This is a genomic window from Bacteroidota bacterium (genome assembly GCA_005882315.1).
Classification (GTDB): domain Bacteria; phylum Bacteroidota; class Bacteroidia; order Chitinophagales; family Chitinophagaceae; genus VBAR01.
The window spans coordinates 970,284-994,250 of the sequence record VBAR01000001.1 but is presented as its reverse complement, the minus strand read 5'-3'; the positions used below and the strand labels follow the sequence as shown (position 1 = coordinate 994,250).

23 protein-coding genes are annotated in these 23,967 nt (G+C 37.9%); 14 read left to right on the top strand and 9 right to left on the bottom strand.

Annotated features, from left to right (window positions below; translation table 11 throughout):
- Window positions 1-11: 11 nt before the first annotated feature.
- Entirely contained in the window at window positions 12-914 is a 903-nt protein-coding gene (locus E6H07_04040) for a prohibitin family protein (protein ID TMI65100.1), read from the bottom strand.
- A gap of 152 nt (window positions 915-1,066) precedes the next feature.
- On the opposite strand from E6H07_04040, the gene E6H07_04035 reads away from it, so the two are divergent.
- The 3 genes from E6H07_04035 to pdxH all read left to right on the top strand — a co-directional run bounded on the left by E6H07_04035 (window position 1,067) and on the right by pdxH (window position 3,962).
- Window positions 1,067-1,783, top strand: coding sequence for a UMP kinase (locus tag E6H07_04035; GenBank protein ID TMI65099.1), 717 nt, complete (start codon window positions 1,067-1,069; stop codon window positions 1,781-1,783).
- A 133-nt stretch (window positions 1,784-1,916) separates the two neighbouring features.
- Window positions 1,917-3,206 carry a hypothetical protein gene (locus E6H07_04030; GenBank protein ID TMI65098.1) on the top strand — a complete coding sequence of 430 codons (1,290 nt, stop codon included), beginning with the start codon at window positions 1,917-1,919 and terminating at the stop codon, window positions 3,204-3,206.
- 111 nt (window positions 3,207-3,317) lie between these two features.
- Window positions 3,318-3,962, top strand: coding sequence for a pyridoxamine 5'-phosphate oxidase (gene pdxH, locus E6H07_04025; GenBank protein ID TMI65097.1), 645 nt, complete (start codon window positions 3,318-3,320; stop codon window positions 3,960-3,962).
- Between the two features lie 56 nt (window positions 3,963-4,018).
- On the opposite strand, the gene E6H07_04020 is transcribed toward pdxH, so the two are convergent.
- The 4 genes from E6H07_04020 to xth form a co-directional block, all read right to left on the bottom strand.
- Window positions 4,019-4,135, bottom strand: a complete 117-nt coding sequence (locus tag E6H07_04020; protein TMI65096.1) for a 30S ribosomal protein THX — start codon at window positions 4,133-4,135, stop codon at window positions 4,019-4,021.
- Between the two features lie 99 nt (window positions 4,136-4,234).
- Complete coding sequence (locus E6H07_04015; protein TMI65095.1) at window positions 4,235-4,504, bottom strand: HU family DNA-binding protein; 270 nt, start codon at window positions 4,502-4,504, stop codon at window positions 4,235-4,237.
- Between the two features lie 288 nt (window positions 4,505-4,792).
- Window positions 4,793-5,098 carry a DUF4286 family protein gene (locus E6H07_04010; protein ID TMI65094.1) on the bottom strand — a complete coding sequence of 102 codons (306 nt, stop codon included), beginning with the start codon at window positions 5,096-5,098 and terminating at the stop codon, window positions 4,793-4,795.
- Between the two features lie 2 nt (window positions 5,099-5,100).
- Window positions 5,101-5,868: an exodeoxyribonuclease III gene (gene xth, locus E6H07_04005; GenBank protein ID TMI65093.1), complete on the bottom strand. Its 768-nt coding sequence runs from the start codon at window positions 5,866-5,868 to the stop codon at window positions 5,101-5,103.
- 87 nt (window positions 5,869-5,955) lie between these two features.
- Here xth and E6H07_04000 point away from each other — a divergent pair, with 87 nt between their 5' ends.
- Genes E6H07_04000 through E6H07_03985 form a run of 4 tightly spaced genes read left to right on the top strand, consistent with a single transcriptional unit; the run spans window position 5,956 to window position 9,791 of the window.
- Window positions 5,956-6,687: a TIGR00730 family Rossman fold protein gene (locus E6H07_04000; protein ID TMI65092.1), complete on the top strand. Its 732-nt coding sequence runs from the start codon at window positions 5,956-5,958 to the stop codon at window positions 6,685-6,687.
- 24 nt (window positions 6,688-6,711) lie between these two features.
- Window positions 6,712-7,911, top strand: coding sequence for an MFS transporter (locus tag E6H07_03995; GenBank protein TMI65091.1), 1,200 nt, complete (start codon window positions 6,712-6,714; stop codon window positions 7,909-7,911).
- Entirely contained in the window at window positions 7,895-8,512 is a 618-nt protein-coding gene (locus E6H07_03990) for an HAD family phosphatase (GenBank protein TMI65090.1), read from the top strand. The genes E6H07_03995 and E6H07_03990 overlap by 17 nt, the downstream gene beginning before the upstream one ends.
- A 10-nt stretch (window positions 8,513-8,522) precedes the next feature.
- The gene (locus tag E6H07_03985) at window positions 8,523-9,791 is read left to right on the top strand and encodes an erythromycin esterase family protein (protein TMI65089.1); all 1,269 of its coding nucleotides are present in this window, start codon (window positions 8,523-8,525) and stop codon (window positions 9,789-9,791) included.
- Between the two features lie 8 nt (window positions 9,792-9,799).
- Here the strand turns inward: E6H07_03985 and E6H07_03980 are convergent, their stop codons facing one another.
- Window positions 9,800-10,234 (bottom strand): FKBP-type peptidyl-prolyl cis-trans isomerase, encoded by a 435-nt coding sequence (locus E6H07_03980; GenBank protein TMI65088.1) that lies wholly within the window; start codon window positions 10,232-10,234, stop codon window positions 9,800-9,802.
- A gap of 263 nt (window positions 10,235-10,497) precedes the next feature.
- Window positions 10,498-11,910 (bottom strand): hypothetical protein, encoded by a 1,413-nt coding sequence (locus E6H07_03975; GenBank protein ID TMI65087.1) that lies wholly within the window; start codon window positions 11,908-11,910, stop codon window positions 10,498-10,500.
- A gap of 315 nt (window positions 11,911-12,225) precedes the next feature.
- Here E6H07_03975 and E6H07_03970 point away from each other — a divergent pair, with 315 nt between their 5' ends.
- Together E6H07_03970 and E6H07_03965 are read left to right on the top strand one after the other, a co-directional pair.
- Window positions 12,226-14,334 carry a DUF2225 domain-containing protein gene (locus E6H07_03970; protein ID TMI65086.1) on the top strand — a complete coding sequence of 703 codons (2,109 nt, stop codon included), beginning with the start codon at window positions 12,226-12,228 and terminating at the stop codon, window positions 14,332-14,334.
- A gap of 9 nt (window positions 14,335-14,343) precedes the next feature.
- Complete coding sequence (locus tag E6H07_03965) at window positions 14,344-14,979, top strand: response regulator transcription factor (protein TMI65085.1); 636 nt, start codon at window positions 14,344-14,346, stop codon at window positions 14,977-14,979.
- Window positions 14,980-15,354: 375 nt separating this feature from the next.
- Here the strand turns inward: E6H07_03965 and E6H07_03960 are convergent, their stop codons facing one another.
- Window positions 15,355-16,767: a vanadium-dependent haloperoxidase gene (locus E6H07_03960; protein ID TMI65084.1), complete on the bottom strand. Its 1,413-nt coding sequence runs from the start codon at window positions 16,765-16,767 to the stop codon at window positions 15,355-15,357.
- Between the two features lie 27 nt (window positions 16,768-16,794).
- Here E6H07_03960 and E6H07_03955 point away from each other — a divergent pair, with 27 nt between their 5' ends.
- Genes E6H07_03955 through E6H07_03935 form a run of 5 tightly spaced genes read left to right on the top strand, consistent with a single transcriptional unit; the run spans window position 16,795 to window position 21,146 of the window.
- The gene (locus E6H07_03955) at window positions 16,795-16,974 is read left to right on the top strand and encodes a hypothetical protein (protein ID TMI65083.1); all 180 of its coding nucleotides are present in this window, start codon (window positions 16,795-16,797) and stop codon (window positions 16,972-16,974) included.
- Window positions 16,975-17,027: 53 nt separating this feature from the next.
- Window positions 17,028-18,113, top strand: a complete 1,086-nt coding sequence (locus E6H07_03950) for a hypothetical protein (GenBank protein TMI65082.1) — start codon at window positions 17,028-17,030, stop codon at window positions 18,111-18,113.
- Between the two features lie 49 nt (window positions 18,114-18,162).
- Complete coding sequence (locus tag E6H07_03945; GenBank protein TMI65081.1) at window positions 18,163-19,296, top strand: hypothetical protein; 1,134 nt, start codon at window positions 18,163-18,165, stop codon at window positions 19,294-19,296.
- A complete protein-coding gene (locus E6H07_03940; GenBank protein TMI65080.1) occupies window positions 19,274-20,428 on the top strand; it encodes a hypothetical protein in 1,155 nt (384 codons plus the stop codon). The genes E6H07_03945 and E6H07_03940 overlap by 23 nt, the downstream gene beginning before the upstream one ends.
- The gene (locus tag E6H07_03935) at window positions 20,421-21,146 is read left to right on the top strand and encodes a response regulator transcription factor (GenBank protein TMI65079.1); all 726 of its coding nucleotides are present in this window, start codon (window positions 20,421-20,423) and stop codon (window positions 21,144-21,146) included. The genes E6H07_03940 and E6H07_03935 overlap by 8 nt, the downstream gene beginning before the upstream one ends.
- Before the next feature lie 3 nt (window positions 21,147-21,149).
- On the opposite strand, the gene metH is transcribed toward E6H07_03935, so the two are convergent.
- Window positions 21,150-23,867 carry a methionine synthase gene (metH, locus tag E6H07_03930; GenBank protein ID TMI65078.1) on the bottom strand — a complete coding sequence of 906 codons (2,718 nt, stop codon included), beginning with the start codon at window positions 23,865-23,867 and terminating at the stop codon, window positions 21,150-21,152.
- Between the last annotated feature and the right edge of the window lie 100 nt (window positions 23,868-23,967).

Below are 23,967 nucleotides of genomic sequence, written 5' to 3'. Positions count from 1 at the left end.
AATTAACCTGATTAGTTTTTTGTATCAAGAATAACGGGGGTATTGCCCTTTCCCATGACGATTATTTTTGCATTTTGTGAAAGTGCGATTTCTTTCATCGCTTTAATCTGCTCATACTGTAGCTGATTATCTGTAAGCCCGATATTAATTATCCGTTGGTAATCCGATATACCCTGGGCCTCTACTCTTTTACGCTCCGCTTCCTGTTTTTCTTTTTGTAACACAAATTGCATTTTCTGCGCATCCTGTTCTGCATTTATTTTTTGTTCAATTACCGCTTTTACTGATGCGGGCAATGTAATATTTCTTACCAGTAAATTCTCCAGTTGTAAACCCCTTTTCGTAAACTCATCATCAATCGTTTTATAAATGCGGTTTTGAAACTCATCTCTTTTTGAAGAGTATAAAGAGATGGCATCATAATAAACAGCATTATCACGGATTTTCGTGCGGGCAATAGGCCGTACAATTTTTTCCTGGAAATCGCTTCCTGTTTCCCTGAGTAACCTTGGGGCTTCCGATTTATTTACCCGGAATAAAACAGTAAGATCAATTGTAACTTCAAGTCCGTCCGCTGTTAATACCCGCATAGCATCATCGCCGCTTTTAACACCTTCATCATGTACTCCGCTCATAGTGTAGTTCTGTGTTTTTATATCTACTTTTTCTACATCATATAATGGGTTTATAAAACTTAAACCACTTTCCAGTACAGTGGGTTGTATTTTACCAAATAGTTTTTTTACACCTACCTGGCCCGGACCTATTTGTATGAAACAACTGCTCGCAATACCAATAACTATAACCAGCAACCCAACCAATCGCAGAGGCCGGCTATATTGGTGGATATTATCAACCGAACGGATAGCAAATCCTGCAATAATGAGAATGATACCAACGATAATTAGAAACATAGTTTTTATATTAGAATATAAATGTAGAATGTTTTTAGATGGAGCCTGAACAAATAAAATAAACAGCGTCAAACAGTCCCGCAATTCCAGTAATCGGATTCCTTAATACTGCAAATCCCTATCTTCGCAACGCAAAAAAAATCAGTTTTCTTATGCTGCCCAAATACAAACGTGTCCTGCTCAAATTATCCGGAGAAGCCCTGATGGGAGAGAATAAAAGCTTCGGATTCGATACCGATGTTATTTCGCAATATGCAAAGGATATAAAAGAATTGACAGATCTGGGTGTACAAGTGGCAATTGTAATCGGCGGCGGAAATATTTACCGCGGTATGAATGAAGCCGAAACCGGAATTGAACGGGCACATGGAGATTATATGGGTATGCTTGCCACCGTTATCAATGGTATGGCATTACAGGCTGGATTGGAAAGGATTGGTGTTTACACAAGATTGCTCAGTGCAATAAAGATGGAACAGATCGCCGAACCTTATATCCGTCGCCGAGCCATCCGTCACGTTGAGAAAGGAAGAGTGGTGATCTTCGGTGCAGGCACTGGTAATCCTTATTTTACTACAGACACAGCAGGCTCTCTCAGAGCCATTGAAATAAATGCAGAGGTTATATTAAAAGGCACAAGGGTAGATGGCATTTACACAGCCGATCCGGAAAAAGACCCAACTGCTACTAAGTATGGCGTTATCAGTTTCAAAGAATGCATTGATAAAAACTTAAAGGTGATGGACATGACCGCCTTTACACTGTGCATGGAAAACGAATTACCTATTATCGTTTTCAATATGAACAAGCCTGGTAATCTGCGCCGTGTAGTGGGCGGAGAAAAAGTAGGCACCCTGGTTAAGGGATAATTACCCCGTAGATTTGCTATTCTTTATTGTAGTCAGTTTTCTATCTTGTGGTTGTTTTTAACAGGCAATTCTGTGAAGAACTAACCACCGACGATTTGTGATTTTTACTTAGCTTCCGTTACTGCTACTGTTTATGAATTTAACCATACCCGAAATAATCATCCTCCAATCAGGCGCAATTGTGCTTGGTTTTGTCTTTCACCACTTTTTTCTCAGCAAAAAAAGGCCTGACCCACCGTCTCGTGAAGAGATTCAGCAGCGGATGCATGCTGAAGTGGATATGAACCTGAAATATGCAGGTGAAATGGAAATGAAAGAAAGAGAAATAGGTAAACTGCGTCAACGGTTGAATGATGCTGAAGAGAACCTGAAGATCTATGAGATTGAAATAGAAGAACGCAGTAAGGAGATGAAGAAAATGAAAGGCCAAAGGACAGCCTCAATGTCGAATGAAGAAATTGCGAAACTCCAGGAACAATTGAAAGAAGCTGTCGAAGACAATAATATCCTTCAGATTGAAGTAGAAGAAAGGATCAAAGAAGTAAAAAAACTGAAAGCCGAATCAGGCAATGCTTCTAAACCTTTGCCAGTAAATACTGAGGAATTCAATCAGCTTAAAAAACAGCTGAACGAAGTAAACGAAGACAATAATATCCTGCAGATAGAAATCAGCGAATTGAAGAAGCAGTTGAAAGAATCAAAAGCAGAGCTTGAGCAGTCTGCAAAAAATGTTTCAACAGGAACAATAACCGGGCAAAGCTATTACGACCAGTTGAATCTGACACAACAAAGCCTGAAACAGGAGAATGAACGAATCAGCCGCTTGCTGGAGCAGATAGATATTATAAAAGAAAAAGAAGAAAAGGAAAAGGAGATGTTAAGTGAGAATGTAGCCCTAAACTCTGAGTTGTCTAAACTGAAAGACCTGCTTAGTGATAAAGAACATGAGATCAATTCCATTCAGCAGAAAGCAACACTAACAAGGGAAATGACTTCAATGCTGGATAATGCTTATACGGAGTTCAATGTATTGCAGGATAAAATGCACAAGCTGGAAGTACAAGTAACAACTTCACGGATGGTGAGTATGGAGTTGGAGGATATAAAGGAAGCGCATTACCGTCTTACCAAAGATTATGAAGAACAAAAAATGAAACTAGGAGCTGCCGTGAATGAGAAGCAACAATATTTCCGGGAACTTACAGAAACTGAAGAGAAGCTGAAAGAAGCAAATTTCCAACGGCAGCAGTTGCAGAAAAAAGTTGCTTATATGGAAGAGCTTACCCGTGACCTGCAACTCTTATCTGAGAATAATAAAAAGCTGGAAGGTCAGATCCGCCGGATAGGCGAACTGGAAAGCATGCTTAATATGGTGGAGGAAGAAAGAGATGAATTGAAAAAGCAAGTTGATAAACCTTCTTAGATATACCTGACAAAAATCATCCTGACTAATTAGAAACAATGCCCTGTAAAGAGGGCATTTGTTGTTTATTGCATGTTCAATGACTTAATTTTGTAGGAGTAAAACATTCTCATGCATAACAAGGTTTCAGATATACGAAGGGATTACTCGCAAAAACAGTTACTGGAAGATAAAGTAGCAGCCACACCTGTCGGGCAGTTTCATGAATGGTGGAATGAAGTACTGGCAGCACAGATTGATGAACCTAACGCAATGACACTTGCAACTGCTTCTGCAGATGGTTTTCCCTCAGCAAGAATTGTTCTGTTGAAAGACTTTAATGAAACGGGATTTTCCTTTTATACGAATTATGAAAGCTATAAAGGCAAACAACTTTTAGAAAATCCAAAAGCATGTCTTGTTTTCTTCTGGAAAGAACTGGAACGGCAGGTAAGAATAACGGGACTGGTAGAAAAACTGAGTGAGAAGGAAAGTGATGAGTATTATAGATCCAGACCTGAAGCAAGCAGGATCGGCGCATGGACATCACCTCAAAGCCAGGTAATAGAAAACCGCCACTGGCTGGATGAACATTTTAATGAGATGGTAAATAAACTGGAAAGCACAGATATAAAAAGACCACCGCATTGGGGTGGTTATATTGTGAGGCCGGTTATAGTTGAATTCTGGCAAGGAAGGCCCGGACGACTGCATGACAGGATACAATATACACTCGAAGATGATGGTTCATGGAAAATAGAACGATTAGCTCCTTAAGTATAAAGTAGAAGTACAAAAATTGTACTTCTACTTGGTATCCATTTCTTATAAGCTTACTTAGTTTTTTTGGCAGCAGCTTTTTTAGCTGCACTTTTTGTAACTGGTCTGCTTTTACCGAAAGAACCTTTGAAACGTTTTCCTTTAGCTGTTTTTTTATCTCCTCTTCCCATGATTATTTATTTGTTTTTTGAATGAATAGATTTTGTCTGAATTAAAAAAGCCCCGATACGAAAGCAGTACTGAGGCTTTTTTAATGTGGTGGCAAGTCATTAGAGTTTTGATGCAAGTTCCTTACCTGCTTTGAAGCGGGCAACTTTTCTTGCTTTGATAGTGATTTCTGCTCCTGTTTGCGGGTTACGTCCTTTACGGGCTTTTCTTTTGGAAACGGAGAAAGTACCAAATCCAACAAGTGTGACTTTCCCGCCGCCTTTCAATGATTTTGTTACAGCCTCAACAAAAGAATCTAATGCAGCATTAGCCTGTGTCTTTGTTACACCGGCATCGCCAGAAATTTTTTCGATCAAATCTGCTTTGTTCATAATAAAATATTTAATGATTTAGTGAGCTACAAATGTAGAAGGATTTCGATAGCACCCAAATTTTTTTATCGCTTAGTTAGGCACAGTAGAATCCCGCAGAACCCGCATGGGGCAACGATTATGCCGGAATTAATAATTAATGATTAACATTTATTAATTACCTGAACGATGAAAAGCCTTGACTGGCAAGGGTTTCCGGAACCGTCAAAGCAAATGCAGGCCTGTTGCGGGTTTCGCAGGTGTATAAGAAAAATTTACTAAAAAAACGAAATGCCATCTTTTGCACAATCAATGCACAACTTCTAAAACTGAGCGGAATGCTACAACTTGATCGCCCCACTTATCTGACACTTTTTTTCTCATTGCTTCTGCATGCAGTTGTATGTAGCGATTATAATCAGCCTTTGATTCAGCTTTATATTGTATAGCATAAGTGGGGCCATCGGTATCATCTACTTCTATTAAACGGAGAATAGTTGCATTGCTGAAACAACCGGTATTGACCACATCAGGAACATGTTCTTCTTTCATCCATTGCAGCCATGCTGCTGCTATGGCGTTTTCTGCTTTTATGGTTATGTTATAGATTATCATCTTTAATTTTTGATTTCAAGATATACAGGACAATGATCAGAATGTTTTACATCAGGAAAAATTTCAGCATCCTTTAATTGTTTTTTCAGAGGCTCTGTAACATTTATGTAATCAATGCGCCAGCCTTTGTTATTTAAACGTACAGTAGGAAAACGTTGACTCCACCAGCTGTAGCGGTGAGGCTCCGGATGAAATTCACGGAATGTATCGATCCAGCCGCCACCTAAAAAATTTGTTAACCATTCTCTTTCTTCCGGCAGGAACCCACTGCTTTTTTTATTCCCTTTCGGATCATGTATATCTATTTCCTTATGTGCAATATTATAATCACCACATAAGATCAGTTTCGGTTGCTTCTTTTTCAATTTGTTTATCCATATATGAAATTCATCTAACCACTGATATTTGAAAGTCTGTCTTATATCGCCACTGGTGCCACTTGGAAAATAGGCGTTTATCACTAAAATATCTTTAAATAAAAGTTGTATCACACGGCCTTCATCATCACTGACTTGATTGCCATTACCATATTCCACTTTATCAGGTTTTATTTTGCTAAACACAGCTACGCCACTGTAACCTTTTTTTTGGGCACTATACCAATAGTGATGATAACCTAATGCTTCAATTTGTTTTATATCCACATCGCCCTGCGATGCTTTTGTTTCCTGTACGCAAATGACATCAGCCGGGTTTGTTTTTAGCCAATCAATAAAACCTTTTTTAATAGCGGCCCTGATGCCGTTTACATTGTAAGATATGATACGCATAAATTTTTTTTCAGGCGAACAAGTTACAGGAATTTTAAAGAATGCAGTTGCTGTTATTTGTTCTATTTTTATTTTATAAAAATTTTTATGCCCGATCCCGAAAAAATTATTCCAGCCAAATCACATGTATATCTTGACGGTCCAAAAAGCCGGAGTTTTGAATTTGGCTTTGCTGTTCGGGTATTCTGGCAGCTTTTAAAAGGATTCCGGTCACTGCATTTTGTCGGGCCTTGTATTACAGTATTTGGTTCAGCAAGATTTAAAGAAGGCCATCCTTATTATGAAATAGCAAGGGAGTTTGGTAAACGAATTGCCGCATCCGGCTTTACAGTAATGACTGGCGGCGGACCGGGTATTATGGAAGCCGCTAACCGCGGTGCATTTGAAAGCGGGGGTCCATCAGTTGGTTGCAATATCCAGCTTCCATTTGAGCAAAAGCCAAATCCTTATATGACGAAATGGATAACCTTTGAACATTTCTTTGTAAGGAAGGTGCTGCTTTCAAAATATTCTTATGCATTTATCATTATGCCGGGTGGCTTCGGCACCATGGATGAATTATTTGAGACATTGACATTGATCCAAACCAAAACAATCACTCAGTTTCCGGTTGTATTGTTTGGAAAAGAATATTATACTGAACTGTGGGATTACCTGCAGCATATGGCCAGGAAAGAAGCTATCAGTAAAGAAGACCTCTCACTTGTTTTATTAACAGATGATATTGACGAAGCAATGCAGCATATTTTTTCATACGTCAAACTCAATTATAAGGTGATGCCAAGAAAAAGAATGTGGTGGTTATTAGAAAAAAGATAATGCCTAAGAAACTATTTTGAACCGATGATTAAAAACACATTCTCTTTTTTTAAAAACAAACCTTCTTTTGCTGTTGGTTTTTTATTTGCTACCAGCAGCATGCTTTTTGGAATATGGCTCGTAGCTATTCCTTCTATTAAAGAAAGATTGCATTTTACAGATGGGAGTTTAGGTTTGTCTTTATTACTCGGGCCTTTAGGAGCATTGACAGGAGTATTTCTTAGTACAAAAATATTTAGCAAAGTTTCTGCCGGCAAATGGATGGCATGGGGTTATATATTTTATGCGCTGTTAATGATACTCCAGGTAAATGCAGTAAACAGGGTGATGTTGTGGGTCTGTTTATACTTATTTGGTATTACCGGGTTTTTAAATGGCGTATCCACCAACACAACTGTAACTATCCTGGAAAAAAAATATAACCGGCGATTGATGAGTACCTGTCATGGAATGTACAGCCTGGGTGGTGGTATCAGTACCGGGCTTACGGCACTTTTTTTCTGGAGCGGCATACCATCGGGTTGGCAGATCGTTATTGTTGCTGTATTTGTGACCGCAGTGATTCTTTCCAGTCAGAAATATTTATTGGCTCATACAATTATTCTTCATACAAGTTCGGGATTAAAACTTCCATCTGTAACAATTTTGGGTATTTCATTTATTTGCATGGTGGTTTTTATGGCAGAAGGATGTGTAGCCGACTGGAGTGCTATCTATTTAAAGGAATCATTGCACGGCGCAGAAAAATTTACCGGGTTGGGTTATACAGGCTTTGCTATTGCAATGACGATTGGCAGATTGAATGGTGACAGTATTATTTCAAGATACGGAAGTAAGAAAGTAGTAATAACAGGGGCATTAGTTGCGGCCGCTGGATTTTGTATAGTTGTGTTTGCATCTTCTGTAATTCCTGCTATTGCTGGCTATGTGCTGATAGGCTTTGGCTGTTGTTGTATTGTTCCTGTACTGTTCAGTGCATCTGCAAATATTCCTGGTGTAAGTTCAGTAGAAGGATTTGCAATGGTAACCACCGGTGGATTGATCGGGTTCCTTGCAGGCCCTTCACTAATGGGATTTATCTCCGAAAAAATAAACCTGTCAACAGGGTTCGCATTATTAATTTTACTGATGATCGTTGCTGCATTTGTAGCATGGAAAAATAAATTTTTACAAAAGACTACTTTAGCTAAAAGAGAACAACCTTACGATGAGCAAATTTATTGACACAGTTATTTTTGACCTGGGTGGCGTATTGATTGACTGGAACCCATCCTATGTTTTTGATGAAAATTATTTTGAGTCACCTGAAAAAAGAAATTTCTTTTTTGAGCATGTCTGTACGAGTGACTGGAATGAGAACCAGGATGCCGGCTATCCAATTGCGCAGGCTACTGCTGATAAACTTGCCGAATTTCCTGAATGGGAAAAACCGATCCGTGATTTTTATGGTCGTTGGATAGAAATGCTGGGTGAACCGATCCAGGAAACGGTTGAAATTTTCAGGGAACTAAAACAACGACCCGATTTGAAAACCTATGCACTTACTAACTGGAGTGCAGAAACATTTCCTATTGCATTGGAGCAGTTTGATTTTTTACATTGGTTTGACGGCCGCTTGGTAAGCGGGGAAGAGAAAACAAGAAAACCATTTCCTGATTTTTATCAAAAGCTGGTTGATAAATTTGGGATTACCCCCGCACAAGCTATTTTTATTGACGATAACCTTCGGAATGTAAAAGCAGGAGAAGCATTAGGATTACAAGGAATACATTTTAAAAACCCGTTGCAACTGAAGGAGGAATTGAAAAAATATAATTTTAAATAATCAACCAACTATGCGAGATAAGATGAAACAGTGTTGGTTACTTTGTCTCTTCAGTTTGCTGCTTTCTTTTTCATTTGCCCAACAATCAATAAAGCAATATGTCAGCAAAGAAAAAGTAGCTATTCGCTCAGTTGATCCTAACGACATTGATTACAATGATCTGCGATCTATAGATGATGCTATTGGCGACAAACGCATTATTATGCTTGGTGAACAGGATCATGGTGATGCACCTACCTTCCTGGCAAAAACAAGATTGATCAAATACCTGCATGAAAAAAAAGGATTTAATGTACTTGCATTTGAAAGTGATTTTTTTGGATTAACCGAAGGCCAGAAAGAAATTAATAATGATACGGCTGCCTTACGTAAATATTTAAAAGGAAATATATTTTCTATATGGACTAATTGTGATGCCTGCGACGAACTCTTTTATGACTATCTTCCTCAGAATTTAAAATCTGCTCAACCTATTATAATAACGGGCTTTGACAGTCAACCTCATTCCTCGTATTCCAGGAGGAGAGTTATAAAATATCTTGACTCTGTTCTTACCGAAGAACATTTTCCTTTACCAAATTTTGATCACATGAAAAAGCAAGTACTTAGTTGGACGGACACACTTACAAAAAAATACGGAGTGAAGTTTGGCAGATCTCCGGGAAATGATAGCATAACCAGGTACTTAAATTTGTTTGCTGACTACAATCGTAGTCATTATGGTAAAAACGATACATACCATGTACTGATGAGCATCATTGCTTATAATGCACAGGTACATGCCATAGGATTAATAGGATCCGATGTAAGAGATGCACAAATGGCTGCTAATCTTGATTGGCTGGTAAATGAAAAGTATAAAAAAGAAAAGATCATTGTTTGGGCGCACAATTATCACATCATGGATAAAAGTTATGATGCAATCTCAAAAAAATCATCACCGCATCATTCAATGGGCAATGATTTTCTTAAGGACAGTATTAACCGTCAGCAAACCTATGTATTGGGTTTTGATTCAAGGAGCGGAACGGCGGGAAGAGTAACAATTAAAAAAACATACAAAGTCAGGAAGCCGGAGAAAAACTCTATTGAAAAATGGTTTGGAAAAGATGCTTATTCTTTTATTGATTTTAAAAAGTACAATCAATCAGTAAAAGAACCGGAGTTCTTTTATATGAAAGGAAAATACCACCGGCAAAATGCGTTGGCGCAATGGACACGATGTTTTGATGGTATTTTCTTTATTAAAGAGATGTACCCCTGCAAGCGTTTTTATTAAAAAGATGCTTACCTGAACGACAATAATTCCACTTCAAATATCAGTGTACTGTTTGGACCGATCTCACGACTGATATTCCTGTTGCCATAAGCAAGCTGCGGAGGAATAAATAATTTCCATTTACTACCGACAGGCATTAGCTGCAATGCTTCAGTCCAGCCTTTTATTACGGCATTCAATGGAAAGCTTGCAGGCTGTCCTCTTTTAACGGAACTGTCAAACACTTCACCTTTTATAGTAGTACCATGATAGTGACAGGTAACGGTATGATTGGCTGTTGGTTTTTCACCAGTGCCCATAGTAATAACTTCATACTGTAAACCGCTTGGTAATGATACCACGCCTTCTTTTTTTGCATTCTCTGCTAAAAACTCTTCACCTGTTTTCATATTGTTGTTTTCTTTTTGTTGTAAAAATGATTTCAGCTTATCTGATAATGACATGAGATAACTTATTTGTTGAAAAACAAAAATATGACTTTGAAAACAAACTGATAGAGTAGAACTTTTGTGTGTTAATTGCTTATTTAAAACTTTATTAGTAGAATGTACCGGCATGAAGTAGAAAAAATCCTCAAACACAAGTAAATTTTGGCTGAATAGCAGAACATTCACATGATTATGAAGTTTCTTTTTTGCAGGAAAGACAAAATAATATCCCTATCAAAAAAATAGAAAGTTTTAAAGTTGATCTCATAAACCTTTTTTCAAAACCCAAGCTTCCATACCTGGTTGGCGTCTGTAGAAGAACCTATGGTCCCACCACCAACGTAAATACTGTTTCCTGACACAACCAAACCCGAATAATTCACCGGGAAAGGAGACTGGGACCAGCACCATGTCTGAGTAAGTATATTATAAATGTCGACTTTGTCACCATAGTCGCCAGTAAAGAAAATTATTTTATTGTCCTTGATTGCTGTTTGTATTCTCCCGCGGGCCTGCGATAAATAATGAAAATTTCGGGTTTGCAAGTTTATGTCCAGAATCTCTACTTCGTCTGAAGAGCCAGAAAGACCATGACCGCCGACCCAGAATATTTTATTGTCTGCCACAGCAGTTCCAATATCAGCTCTTGCATTGGTCAAAGTTGTAGTTGACCAGGATCCGGAAACATCGTCATACACATCCACTTTATTTGAAATATAGGAAGAGGCCCCCCATTGGTGAAAGAATCCTCCGGCAACATAAAACTTATTATTTAAGCTCGTTCCGGCAAACTCAAGGCTTCCCCGGCGTTCGCTTAAGTGAGATACTGTCCAGGCGTTAGTTGACATATCATAAATGTCCACAACATCGCTGACACTGTTGATCATCGTTCCTCCGTCGGCTCCATCAAAGCAATCGCCTCCAGCAAAAAACACTTTATTACCAATGGCCGCCACTGCCATGCGACCTCTTGCTTTGCTTAATTCCGCTGTTGACCATGTATTTGACGAAACATCGTAAATATCTATTCTTGATGTAAAGAACCAATCATCAGTTCCTCCGGCAAAAAAGATCTTATTGCCAATTGCAATGACAGAAATATCGTAGCGGGCTTGTGTCAACTCTGCTGTTGACCAGGTTTGAGACACAGTATCATAAATATCTACTCTTGATGTCACATCTTGATTTGCAGAGCTCCAGCCACCGGCAAATAAAATCTTGGTCCCGGCGGCAGCTGCTGCGAGATGGTCACGTGGCATAGAAAGAACACCAATAGGAATCATGGTCAAACTGCATTGAGATGCGGCATCATTTACAGTTACTCGCATAGTATCTTTTGCAGATAGCCCACCATTATCTGTTACTTTTAATTCAAACAAATAGCTCCCAGCAACCAGGGATTTGACTTTCGTTATTGAATCAGATGGTTTAATGATGTTAGAAGTAACAGGGCCTGAAATTTTCGTCCATAAATAGTTACTAATGCTTCCATCAGGGTCACTTGAGCTTCTGCCATCCAGCGAAACGCTGTCGATAGGTAAACTGATTACCTGGTCAGGCCCTGCAACTGCGATTGGTGGCTTGTTACTTTTTGTTGCACAACCTTCACATGATGTCTCTTTTTTGCACGAGCTAAAAATTACTGCACATGGAAGAAAAATGTAAGCGGCAATTTTAAATACTGTGTTCATGATCCTGAGGCATTAGTTGTTTGTAAAGGTTCAGAAATTCTAAAATACCCGACAACTTTCATTTTATTTTCTAAAACCTGTTTGATTCATTTATTCCTGCTGTTCAGCTTCATTTGATAATTGTAGCTAAGAATTAAAAGTAGATTTTAAAAACAGAATAAACAATGGCATAAACGTGCCGTTAATCCTATATAGCCATTGTAAAACAGCATGAATATGCCATTTACCCCAAAAGAAATTTAATTACCTTGACTGTAGGTTTTATATTTTATCGGTATCATGTTTTGAAACAGAGTTTTCAACCCAATCGTTTTTATGAGAAAAAGATATTTGTTGTTGTTTATCTTATTCACAATAAATTATGGAGTTTGCTATGCTCAGCAGAATAAAAAGATTGACTCCCTGCTCATTGTTTTAAAAAATCAAAAAGATGACACCGGCAGGGTGAATACGTTAAATGCCTTATGCAAACAATCTCTAAACGTCTATAATATCCCAGATGCAAAAAAATATCAGTACGAGGCTCTATCTCTTGCTGAAAAAAAAAGATTTGAAAAAGGAATACATGAGGCACAGATCAATTCAGGTTATATAGCCAATGTCCGCGGAAATATGTTTATGGGACAGGGCAACTATCCGGACGCATTGAATAACTATTTAGCTGCTCTTAAAGTATTCGAAAAGTATAAATTCCTGACTGGCATTGCCGGGTCTCATTTAAATGTAGGACATGTTTATTCGTCTCAACGCAATTACCCGGAAGCGTTGAAAAATTATTTTTTGGCGCTTAAAATATTTGAAGAATTAAAAGATAAAAATGGTCTTGGAGGAGTCTATAACAATATCGGGGATGTTTATGAAGACCTGGGTAATTCCCAGGAAGCCTTAAAATATTATAATGATGCCATTAAGATGTATGCGGAAGCAGGTAACAAACGGGCATTGATCGACCGGTATTTTAATATCGGTTTTCTTTATGAGGACCAGGGAAATTATGATGAAGCTCTAAAAAATCATTTAGCTGCTCTTAAGATAAGCGAAGAAATAGGAAGTATAAATGGAATTGCTGCATCAAAAAGCAATATAGCCGATATATATAGCAAACAGGGCAAGCAAGCCGAAGCAATAAAAAATTATTCACAGGCAGCTAAGTTATATCAGGAAACCGGAAACACAGAAGGCGTAGGCATTTCTTACACTAATTTAGGCGCAGTTTATCTTTATCTGAAAGATTTTCCTCTTGCAAAAAAAAATTTGGACAGTGCTTTAGTTATAGCCAAAGAACTTGGATCAATTGAGGGCACAAAACAAATTTATGAATTGATGACAAAGGTAGATAGCGCAGCAGGGAATTGGCAGGAAGCATTAGATGATCACAAATCATATATTATTTATCGTGATAGCCTGGCGAGCGAAGAGACCACTAATAAAATAATGAAATACCAGATGCAATATGAGTTTGACAAAAAAGAAGACTCATTAAAATATTTGCAGGCACTCTCCAATGCAAAACTTAACCAGCAAATTTTGATAAGCAATCAGCAGGAACAAACACTTTTACTAAAAGAAAACGAAGTTGCATTACTCAGCAATGAAAAGCAATTACAGCAATTGCAGATGCAAAAAGACAGTGCAGAATCTGCAGGGCATAAAGCAGAAGCTGATAAAAATCAGGGACAACTAGTATTGCTGAATAAAGAAAAAGCCATACAGGCATTAGAATTGAACAGGCAAAAGCAACTAAAAAAATATTTATTAGCCGGATTGGCCTTATTTCTTGTTCTTGCTTTTTTTGTTTATAGAAACTACCGAACTCGTCAGCAATTGAGATTACAAACACTAAGAAATAAGATAGCTACCGACCTGCATGATGATATTGGAAGTACCTTAAGCAGTATCTCAATTTTTTCTCAAATGGCACAGCAGGAATCAAAAGAAGCAATTCCTTTATTGGAAACTATTGGAGAAAACTCCCGAAAGATGCTTGATGCAATGGCAGATATAGTATGGACCATTAACCCGGAGAACGATCAGTTTGAGCAAATAGTTTTACGGATGCGCAGTTTTGCTTATGAATTGCTTGGAGCAAAAAAAATCGATTTTGAATTTAATGCCGATGAAGAGGTGGCTAAGATGAAACTGTCAATGGATGTGCGCAAAAACCTGTACCTTATCTTTAAAGAAGCTACTAACAATATGGTGAAATATTCAGGTGCGGATAAGGCATTATTCAACATCAAAGGTGAAAAAAATAATTTAACTATGTTGATTCATGACAACGGAAAAGGATTTGATACACGGCAATCAACAACGGGTAACGGGCTAAAGAATATGAAAAAAAGAGCGGATGAAATGGGGGCTCAATTCCTGATTGATTCAAAACCAGGCGACGGAACAACAATTGAATTAAAAATAGCAGTATAATTAAACAAAATGAAAGTTAAGGTTACCATTTTTGACGACAATAAAAGCCTTCGTTTGGGTCTTTATCAACTGATAAATGGCAGCGAAGGATATGAATGTGCCGGGGCCTTTGAAAACTGTTCAAATCTTTTGAAAGACATTGAGAATACCAAACCCGATGTGGTGTTAATGGATATTCAAATGCCTGGAATTAGTGGAATAGAGGCGGTAAAAATTTTACGTGAAAAATATCCTGACCTGAAAATTTTAATGCAAACGATCTTTGAGGAAAGCGATAAAATATTTCAATCTATTCTTGCAGGTGCATCAGGATATATTCTTAAAAATACTTCTCCAGCAAGGATACTGGATTTTATAAAAGAAACGTATGAGGGTGGAGCACCTATGAGCCCTTCGGTAGCAACAAAAGTTTTGAAGATGGTAGGACAACAACCTGTTGAAAAAACTAATTCATTTAATCTTTCCGAAAGAGAGAAAGAAATTCTTTCCTGCCTTGTTAAAGGGATGAGTTATAAATTAATTGCAGACGCTTGTTTCATTAGTATTGATACAGTAAGAGGGCATATCCGAAACATCTATGAGAAACTTCATGTTCATTCAAAAGGTGAAGCTATTGCTACAGCTATAAAAGACAGAATTGTTTGATCCGGGTACAGTATATCTTTATTCTAACACAGGTCTCAACCATCTTGTCATCTCATCTATACTCATCCCTTTTCTCTTCGCATAATCTTCCAACTGGTCTTGTTGAATTTTTCCTAGCAAAGCAGATAGTGAACATCAGATGAAGAGTCATTGCAACAATTTTATCCGATATTGGAACCTGCTATAGGGATTGGGGACTTGTTATTTTTGGTAGCACAACCTTCACATGATATTTCTTTTTTGCAAGAAATAATGACCGGTAATATGATTGAAGCTAAATATTGTAATAGCTTTTTCATGAACTTAAGGTTAAGCTACTGTCTTTGAATATCCAAAGACAGTAGCGATTAATGACCCTGATTTAAAAACATCCCTTTAGTCTTTCAAAAATTTTACCTTACCCAAAATATTCTGACCAACCTTATTTCCCAGCCATAATCCTTTATCGCATGAGGCCTGGTAATGTATCCCGGCTAAAACCCGTGAGTCAGCCATTTCTTTTGCCATTTCATGAAATGAATTATAACTACGGTCTGGTAAGGATGGGGTTAAATAATGATAGGTATTCAATGTGAATTGAAAATTATCTCCAAGCACATCCGTAAGAGCCGTTGCTATAGCGGCACTATTTACTGCATGTGCAGAAGGGAACTCTGGATGCCCGGGTGTATTAAACAACGCATTCCAGCTGCCATGTCCTAGTGTAGTACGGATATAATTAATAGGCCTTACCAGGTTGTAAGTATATTTATTTACAAAACAAATTGTAGTTGCATCAAATGAAGCTATGCCTGTTTTTGCATAAGCAAGAGCTGCAACGTCCAGCATTGAACCAGCTTTCACTAATACCTGGGAAAGTATCGCAACAAAATGTCCGCCACCGGGATACCCTGGTGCATCGCGATGATAAAGAGCCATCGCCGAATCCGCCGGTGTAAGTGCCTGCGATTTATCATACACATCTTTTACCATTGCAAAAAATGGAGAAGCAGGATTAGTGGAATAAGCAGGTGGAGGCTCAAGTGTAGTTCCATTTGTTACATCAGGTGTTATTAACCGAAGCTGATATGCATACGGATTGGTGGCTTGCGGATTGTTTGGAGGTGTAGTTACCAACGTATTTCCTGCACCAAGAGATTGTACCCAAAAACCAGGACCAATAAACTGAGGTTGGGGAACGTACTGAGCATTCACATTACCTGAACCATCTGCTGCTGCCCATACAAATACTCTTGTTGCTACTTCTTTTCCAAACGCAATGGAACGCAGCAATGTTGCAGCATCTGCTTCCGCAGCATAGCCTGCTTGTAAAGTATTTTCGAGGGTATCAATTTGAGCTTTGTTTGCAGGCGAAGCACCTGGAAAAAGTCTTCTGTTCATTTCAGCAAGCGCTGCATTTGCACTTGCGGCCCAATGATAGGCTTTGCCTGGTTCAGTAGGAGGCATTTCAGGAAAACCATTTAATTGACCAGTGAGGGTCTGGTAGGCCGGCATACCGGGAACTACAGATTCGTAAACTGCAATACCGCAATAAGCCATTGCACGATTGGCAGCCTGTGAGCCGGTGGCACCTCCAGTTAATGGAACACGCAACATATCAAGCTGCATATTGAGCCAGCGAATAACTACGTCGGCAGAAAATGTTTTTGTTTGTTGTAAATGGCCGTGACCCTTATTTTGACTGGCCACTGATTGTAGCTCTTCTTGTGTTACTTGCTTCTCAACATTCTTTTTACATGAGAATAGCATTATTAATAACACAGAAGTAAGCAAACTGATCTTTTTCATAATGCAATTTTTTTTGTTTGATAATTAGTGAGTGACCAAATTAGTTTTGGAAACCAGCTACAATTTTTTAATTCGATTGATTGGGTATTATCGAATACACTTGCCACTCATTTGAACCACATGAACATGAATGGCGACGAATGTCATTCGTCTACAAAAGCTTTTATTCCGCCTAAAAAAGATGTAAACCTTGTGATTGGTCATTAACTTCAGTAAATCAATAAAATTTCAAGGATTTTTTTAACCCAAACCACTGAATTATGAAAAAGATCTTTCTTCTAGTCGGTGCAACTATACTAATAGTTGAAGCTGCAAAATCCCAGGGTTGCGTCATAGTTCGAAACATAGCAGGTTTTGGACAATACAATCTTACCGATAATGCCTTTTCAACTTCTGAATGGGAATTGAATATTAATAACAGGTACTTTAAAGCGTTCCGTGATTTTAAAGGAACTGTTGATCAAAAAACTGCCAAAGAGAATGAAGCTGTAGTAAAATCGTTTACAACCGATATTTCAATAATCAGGATGTTAAGAAATGGCTGGTCACTGAGCCTGAGTATCCCCATCGCAGCAAATAGTCGTACCGCTTCGATCGAGCATGGTGGCCTCAATACAAAAAGATATACAACAAATAGTTTTGGAATTGGTGATACCAGGTTTACCGCTTATAAATGGATATTAAAACCAACAGTAAAGCAAAAAGGAAATATTCAATTAGGTTTAGGTATAAAGCTTCCAACCGGAGCTTATAATTACCAGGATTATTTTTACCGCAATGATTCAACAAAAGTTCTTGCTGCTGTGAATCCGTCTATTCAATTAGGGGATGGTGGTACAGGGATCATTACAGAGGTAAATACATTCTATATTTTAAATGCCGCAAGAACTCTCAGCTTATATGGTAATTTTTATTACATGGCTAACCCGAGGGAACAAAATGGAACTGCCATTACTAATGGAAGAATACCTCCAAGGATCGATAGTCTTGCCAATAATATAATACTTAGTGTGCCCGATCAATATTCGATCAGGGCTGGTGTCAATCTTAATCTAAAGAGCTGGTCATTTTCTCTTGGTATTAGAGATGATGGTACGCCGGTGAATGATCTTTTGGGCGGCAGCGAAGGAGTAAGGCGTGCCGGTCATAATGTTTCCGTAGAGCCGGGTGTAATTTATAAAATGAAAAAAATGTCCTTTTATACTTATGTCCCCATTATTTTCGAGAGGGAAACAAAGCAGACCTTATCGGATCAATTTAAGTCAAATCGTAGCGGTACATATACATTAACCCAGGGCGGTTTCGCAGACTATGTTGTGTTCGTTGGTGCTTTATTTAAATTATAATACTTTATTAATCTAAAAGATAAATTACATTTATAAGGAAACAAGCTTCATGAATACTCATGAATTTATATTCTCAGATCAATTAAAGTACCGAATTGGCAGGCATCTTGTTTTTTGGATTTTGTTCTCGCTTCATTTCATTATTCAAAACCTGATGATAGGAGGACCTGGGGAAGCAAAAACATTCAGGACATTCCTGGAAAGTGCCTCACATTTCTTGTACTTCCTTCCTATTTACCTGCTTTCGACTTATTTTTTTATTGAAGTGTTATTGCCTAGGTTTTTATTTAAACAACGATACACTGCTTTTGCATTTTCATTTCTCGTATTATTTGCGCTGGGTTTTATAGCTATTTATTATGCAGGTATTTTTTACCTGCATAATGCTACAGGAAAACCATATAGTCAAATCGATTTTAAGGCAAATAAATATCATGCAATAGTTGATGGATTATTTTTGCCCTTTATGTTGTTTGGTATAGCAGCAGGTATTAAGTTTTCCAAAAAATGGTTTCATCAACAAAGAGAAAATGAAAGAATGGCCAAGCAAAAACTGGCGACCGAACTGCAACTTTTAAAAACATCGATCCATCCACGTTTTCTTTTTCATTCACTACATACAGTGGAAAAACATATTAATAATTCTTCAACTCAATCACCTGCTTTGATCCTGCAGCTTTCTGACCTGTTGAGTTATATATTATATGAAAATGATAAGAACTGGGTGGAACTTGAAAAAGAACTGGAGATCATTCGTGGCTATATTAACCTGGAAGAAAAAGGTTTCGGTGACAAGCTTTTACTTAAAACTGAATTTCCGGGAAACACGCATAATACTTTTATTGTTCCCTGCATATTATTATCCTTCGTAGAAAGCAGTTTTGAATATTTCCTTGAAACAAGACAGGAAGAACCTTTGCTTACATTAACGATCCGGATAAATGAAAATTTATTGCATTATCAAATGGTTTTTAGCAGATCTAATGCTGAAGAAGTTCCCCCAAATGAAAAATTCACCAATATGCAAAAGCAATTAAAAAATCAGTACCAGGATCTTCACCAGTTATCAATTTCATACGATGATAAAAACATCTTAATAGACTTAAAACTGCCATTATATTCCGGAGACTTGCTCAATTTAAAAAAGAATACGATCATAAATGAAGTACCAGAAGCTGTATAATATTGTTTTCTCTGATAAACGTTCTGTTCGATGGAAAAGGCATTTTCTTTTCTGGCTGGCGGTATTTCTTTATCATGTGGTGCGTATCGGTATGATGATGCCTGCTATAAACAATACATCAGCTATCCGGGCACTGCTCAATTTTAGTTTGACATGGGGGGTACTTACAAATATGTTCATCTCATATTTGGTGGCCTATTACCTAATTCCGAAATACTTTAACCGACAAAAGTATATTGCTTTTGCCCTAAGCATTATACTGGTAATATTCATACTAATTGCATATACTGTAATACGTAATTATTTTGATATGGATCCCCGGCTAAGGTCAGCGATCGGGCTTTCTGGTGGCTTCGAATTTTTTTATAATTTCAGACCGGGTATTATCCGTTTGTTCGGTAATCCACCGCTGATATGTTGTTTGTTCCTTTCAATTAAGATACTAAAGAACTGGCATCTCGAACAAGTAAAGTCCGAAACGCTTGCAAAGGAAAATGCGAATGCGGAGTTACAGTTATTAAAGGCACAGGTGCACCCACATTTTTTGTTCAATACACTTAACAATATTTATTCTTTTTCATTGAATCAATCACCGCAGGCGGGTACGCTTGTACAAAAATTATCCGGAATGCTCGATTACATGATCCATGATTGTGAGGAAAAATTTGTTCCATTGGAAAAAGAATTAGGACTGATACAGGATTATATGGGGTTGGAAAAAGTGAGATATGGAAAACGGTTGGATATGCAGGTAGAAATTCACGGTGATTTCGAAAATAAAGTTATTGCTCCCTTATTAATGATACCATTCGTTGAGAATAGTTTTAAGCATGGAACAAGTCAAATGTTACAGCATCCGTGGATCAAGCTTGAGATCACAACTGTTAAAGATCAACTTTTTTTTAAGTTGAGTAATAGCAAACCTTCTTTATTTCATGCTAATAAGCAGAATAAAGGAATAGGATTACTAAACGTAAAGAAGAGATTACAGCTTCTTTATCCCAGTAAGCATCAATTACATGTTAGTGAGACAGAGGATATGTTTACGGTAAATATGCAGATATTGCTTGGAGAAAATGTTGTTGCAGAAAACAAAATAATAGAAATAGACAAAGCTCTTGCCTATGCCTGAAAAAAAGATAAGCTGTTTGGCTGTTGATGATGAACCGCCGGCACTTGATGTACTTAGAAAATACATTTCAAGTGTACAGTCTTTGGAATTGGTCGGAACTTGTTCGGATGCGGTAGAAGCATTGAATTCTATTCGTCAGCGTTCAGTTGACCTGATCTTTCTTGATATTCAAATGCCACAAATCTTAGGAACTGATTTTTTACGAACACTTAAAAATCCCCCGAAGGTAATTTTTACTACTGCTTTTAGAAAATTTGCCATTGAGGGGTTTGAGCTGGATGCTGTTGATTATTTATTGAAACCTATTTCTTTTGAACGCTTTCTGAAAGCGGTTAATAAAGTAATGGATGCTTCGTTGAATGGAACTCTTAATATTGAAAATGAGCAACAAAATAAAGTTGCAACCGATAATAATATTTATTTCAGAAGCGACAGGAAGATGATTAAAGTGAATTTGTCTGATATACAATACATAGAGAGTATAAAGGATTATATTAAAGTAGTAACAATATCTGGTACCATAATTACAAAGCAATCCATATCGTCAATAGAAGAAACGCTGCCAAAAGATTTGTTCATGCGTATACATCGTTCTTATATTGTGTCATTGAATAAAATTGAATCTTATAATAATGAACTGGTATGGATTGCTAAGCAGGAATTGCCCATCAGTCGGATGTACCGCCATGAAGTTGGAAAAACTCTTAAACTGGAGTAATCTTTATTCTAACACAGGTCTCAACCATCTTGTCATTTCATCCAGACTCATTCCTTTTCTTTTCGCATAATCTTCCAACTGATCCTGTTGAATTTTTCCTACGCCAAAATAATGACTTTGCGGATGCGCAATATACCAGCCGCATACAGAGGCAGGCGGATTCATAGCAAGGCTCTCAGTTAATTCAATTCCGATATTCTCTGTTACATTCAGCAGGTCAAACAATTTTATTTTTTCAGTATGATCAGGACAGGCGGGATAACCCGGCGCCGGGCGGATACCTTTATATTCTTCTTTTATAAGATCATCATTGCTCAGGGTTTCATCTTTCGCATAACCCCAATATTCTTTTCTTGTTTTTTGGTGCAGGCACTCTGCAAAAGCTTCTACAAAGCGATCGGCCAGTATTTGTACAAGTATTTTATTGAACTCATCATTTTCATCAGCAAATTTCTTTACCCATTTACTTGCTCCATGAATAGTAACAGCAAATGCTCCCATATGATCATCTCCCAATTCTTTCGGGCAAACGAAATCACTTAATGAATAACTTGGTTGACCTACAGCTTTCTTTAACTGCTGGCGCAAAGATTCTAATTTCACTTCGCCACTTGTAGTTTGTAGGGTTATAGTGTCTGCATTGTTACTATTGGCCGGCCAGAAACCAATGACGCCATCGGCAGTAAACCATTTTCCATCTATGATCTGCTTTACTAATTTCTGTGCATCATCAAAAATGCGTTTAGCTTCTACACCGAAAATTTTATCAGATAAAACTTCAGGGAAACGACCCGGCATTTCCCAGGCAATAAAGAACGGACCCCAGTCAATATATTCTGCAATAGTAGCAAGGTCAAAATTCTTTAACACCTTAACACCATCAGTAGCAGGTTTTGTTGTTTTGTAATTCTTCCAATCAAAATATTCTTTTGTGATCACTGCTTCTTTGTAAGGAATAAGTGATTTGGTTTTATTCTTTTTCGCAAACTGTTCCCTTAACTGGTTATATTCTTTATCAGTGTCGTTTAACAGCGTTTGCTTTTGTTCGTTACTTAATAATGAACTTACTACCGTAACACTCCGGCTTGCATCCAGAACATGTAAAACACCATTGTCATATTGCGGTGCAATCTTTACTGCAGTATGCATGCGGGAAGTAGTAGCACCACCAATAAGCAGTGGCTGCTTCATGCCGCGGCGTTTCATTTCATGGGCAACATGTACCATTTCGTCGAGTGAAGGTGTTATCAATCCACTTAAACCAATGATATCTGCTTTTTCTTTTTCTGCTGTATCTAATATTTTATCTGCAGGAACCATCACACCCATATCAACGATATCATATCCATTACAACCCAACACAACGCCAACGATATTCTTGCCAATATCATGCACATCTCCTTTTACAGTTGCCAATAAAACTTTAGCAGCACCTGCAGTCTCTTCATTTATTGTACCTGCTGCAAGATGCGCTGCTTTCCGGTCTTCTTTTTCCTGTTCAATGAAAGGAGTTAATACAGCAACCGATTTCTTCATTACCCTTGCACTTTTCACCACTTGTGGTAAAAACATTTTACCACTGCCGAACAGATCACCTACCACATTCATTCCATCCATCAGTGGGCCTTCAATTACATCCAGTGGTTTCGGATATTTGAGTCTTGCTTCTTCAGTATCAAGTTCTATATAATCTGTAATTCCGTTTACAAGAGAATGTTTTAATCTTTCTTCAACCGAAGTGTTTCGCCATGCTTCATCTTTTACTATCTCCTTTCCTTTTGCTTTCACGGTTTCAGCAAAGGTTATCAGCTTTTCAGTGGCTTCATTATTATCATTGTTATGGTTCAGAATAACGTCTTCACATAATTGTCTAAGCCCCGGCTCTATTTCATCGTATACCACCATTTGCCCTGCATTTACAATGCCCATATCCATACCTGCTTTGATTGCATAGTAAAGAAAAACAGCATGCATGGCTTCACGTACATGGTCATTGCCGCGGAAGGAGAATGAAAGATTGCTTACACCACCACTGATTTTCGTCAATGGCATTAAGGCTTTTATTTCTTTTGTTGCTTCTATAAAATCAACACCATAATTATTATGTTCTTCCAATCCTGTTGCTATCGCAAATATGTTAGGGTCAAAAATGATATCCTGTGGATCGTAGCCAACTTTCTCAGTTAATATCTTATAGGCACGGTGACAGATCTCAACTTTTCTTTGCTTGGTATCGGCCTGGCCTTTTTCATCAAATGCCATTACAATAACAGTAGCTCCATATAGCTGGCAGGTTTGTGCCTGTTGAATAAACTTTTCTTCCCCTTCTTTCATAGAGATGGAGTTCACAATACATTTTCCCTGTACACATTTCAATCCTGCTTCTATGATCTCGAATTTTGAACTGTCGATCATGATAGGGATCCTGGCGATATCGGGTTCACTTTGCACAAGATTGAGGAAGGTTGTCATTGCCAATACACCATCCAGCAACGCATCATCCATATTTACATCCAACACCTGTGCCCCGTTTTCTACCTGCTGGCGGGCAACACTCAGTGCTTCTTCATATTTATTTTCCCTGATGAGGCGTGCAAATTTTTTAGAACCTGTTACATTGGTTCGTTCACCCACATTTACAAAATTAGTTTCGGGGCGAATAACAAGAGGTTCTAAACCTGAAAGACGCAGGTAAGGCCTGATAACAACTGATTCCGACATTTATAGATCCTTTTTTACCAGGAAACTGCGGAGCCATGAATAGTTATTGACTACTAAAATGAGAATAGAGAGTATTAGAAGCGGCTTATCCATAATAAAA

Bases quoted from the DNA above. Each gene is read 5' to 3' on its own strand.
- E6H07_04040 (TMI65100.1), bottom strand. From the start codon at position 914: ATGTTTCTAATTATCGTTGGTATCATTCTCATTATTGCAGGATTTGCT.
- E6H07_04035 (TMI65099.1), top strand. From the start codon at position 1,067: ATGCTGCCCAAATACAAACGTGTCCTGCTCAAATTATCCGGAGAAGCC.
- E6H07_04030 (TMI65098.1), top strand. From the start codon at position 1,917: ATGAATTTAACCATACCCGAAATAATCATCCTCCAATCAGGCGCAATT.
- pdxH (TMI65097.1), top strand. From the start codon at position 3,318: ATGCATAACAAGGTTTCAGATATACGAAGGGATTACTCGCAAAAACAG.
- E6H07_04020 (TMI65096.1), bottom strand. From the start codon at position 4,135: ATGGGAAGAGGAGATAAAAAAACAGCTAAAGGAAAACGTTTCAAAGGT.
- E6H07_04015 (TMI65095.1), bottom strand. From the start codon at position 4,504: ATGAACAAAGCAGATTTGATCGAAAAAATTTCTGGCGATGCCGGTGTA.
- E6H07_04010 (TMI65094.1), bottom strand. From the start codon at position 5,098: ATGATAATCTATAACATAACCATAAAAGCAGAAAACGCCATAGCAGCA.
- xth (TMI65093.1), bottom strand. From the start codon at position 5,868: ATGCGTATCATATCTTACAATGTAAACGGCATCAGGGCCGCTATTAAA.
- E6H07_04000 (TMI65092.1), top strand. From the start codon at position 5,956: ATGCCCGATCCCGAAAAAATTATTCCAGCCAAATCACATGTATATCTT.
- E6H07_03995 (TMI65091.1), top strand. From the start codon at position 6,712: ATGATTAAAAACACATTCTCTTTTTTTAAAAACAAACCTTCTTTTGCT.
- E6H07_03990 (TMI65090.1), top strand. From the start codon at position 7,895: ATGAGCAAATTTATTGACACAGTTATTTTTGACCTGGGTGGCGTATTG.
- E6H07_03985 (TMI65089.1), top strand. From the start codon at position 8,523: ATGCGAGATAAGATGAAACAGTGTTGGTTACTTTGTCTCTTCAGTTTG.
- E6H07_03980 (TMI65088.1), bottom strand. From the start codon at position 10,234: ATGTCATTATCAGATAAGCTGAAATCATTTTTACAACAAAAAGAAAAC.
- E6H07_03975 (TMI65087.1), bottom strand. From the start codon at position 11,910: ATGAACACAGTATTTAAAATTGCCGCTTACATTTTTCTTCCATGTGCA.
- E6H07_03970 (TMI65086.1), top strand. From the start codon at position 12,226: ATGAGAAAAAGATATTTGTTGTTGTTTATCTTATTCACAATAAATTAT.
- E6H07_03965 (TMI65085.1), top strand. From the start codon at position 14,344: ATGAAAGTTAAGGTTACCATTTTTGACGACAATAAAAGCCTTCGTTTG.
- E6H07_03960 (TMI65084.1), bottom strand. From the start codon at position 16,767: ATGAAAAAGATCAGTTTGCTTACTTCTGTGTTATTAATAATGCTATTC.
- E6H07_03950 (TMI65082.1), top strand. From the start codon at position 17,028: ATGAAAAAGATCTTTCTTCTAGTCGGTGCAACTATACTAATAGTTGAA.
- E6H07_03945 (TMI65081.1), top strand. From the start codon at position 18,163: ATGAATACTCATGAATTTATATTCTCAGATCAATTAAAGTACCGAATT.
- E6H07_03940 (TMI65080.1), top strand. From the start codon at position 19,274: ATGAAGTACCAGAAGCTGTATAATATTGTTTTCTCTGATAAACGTTCT.
- E6H07_03935 (TMI65079.1), top strand. From the start codon at position 20,421: ATGCCTGAAAAAAAGATAAGCTGTTTGGCTGTTGATGATGAACCGCCG.
- metH (TMI65078.1), bottom strand. From the start codon at position 23,867: ATGTCGGAATCAGTTGTTATCAGGCCTTACCTGCGTCTTTCAGGTTTA.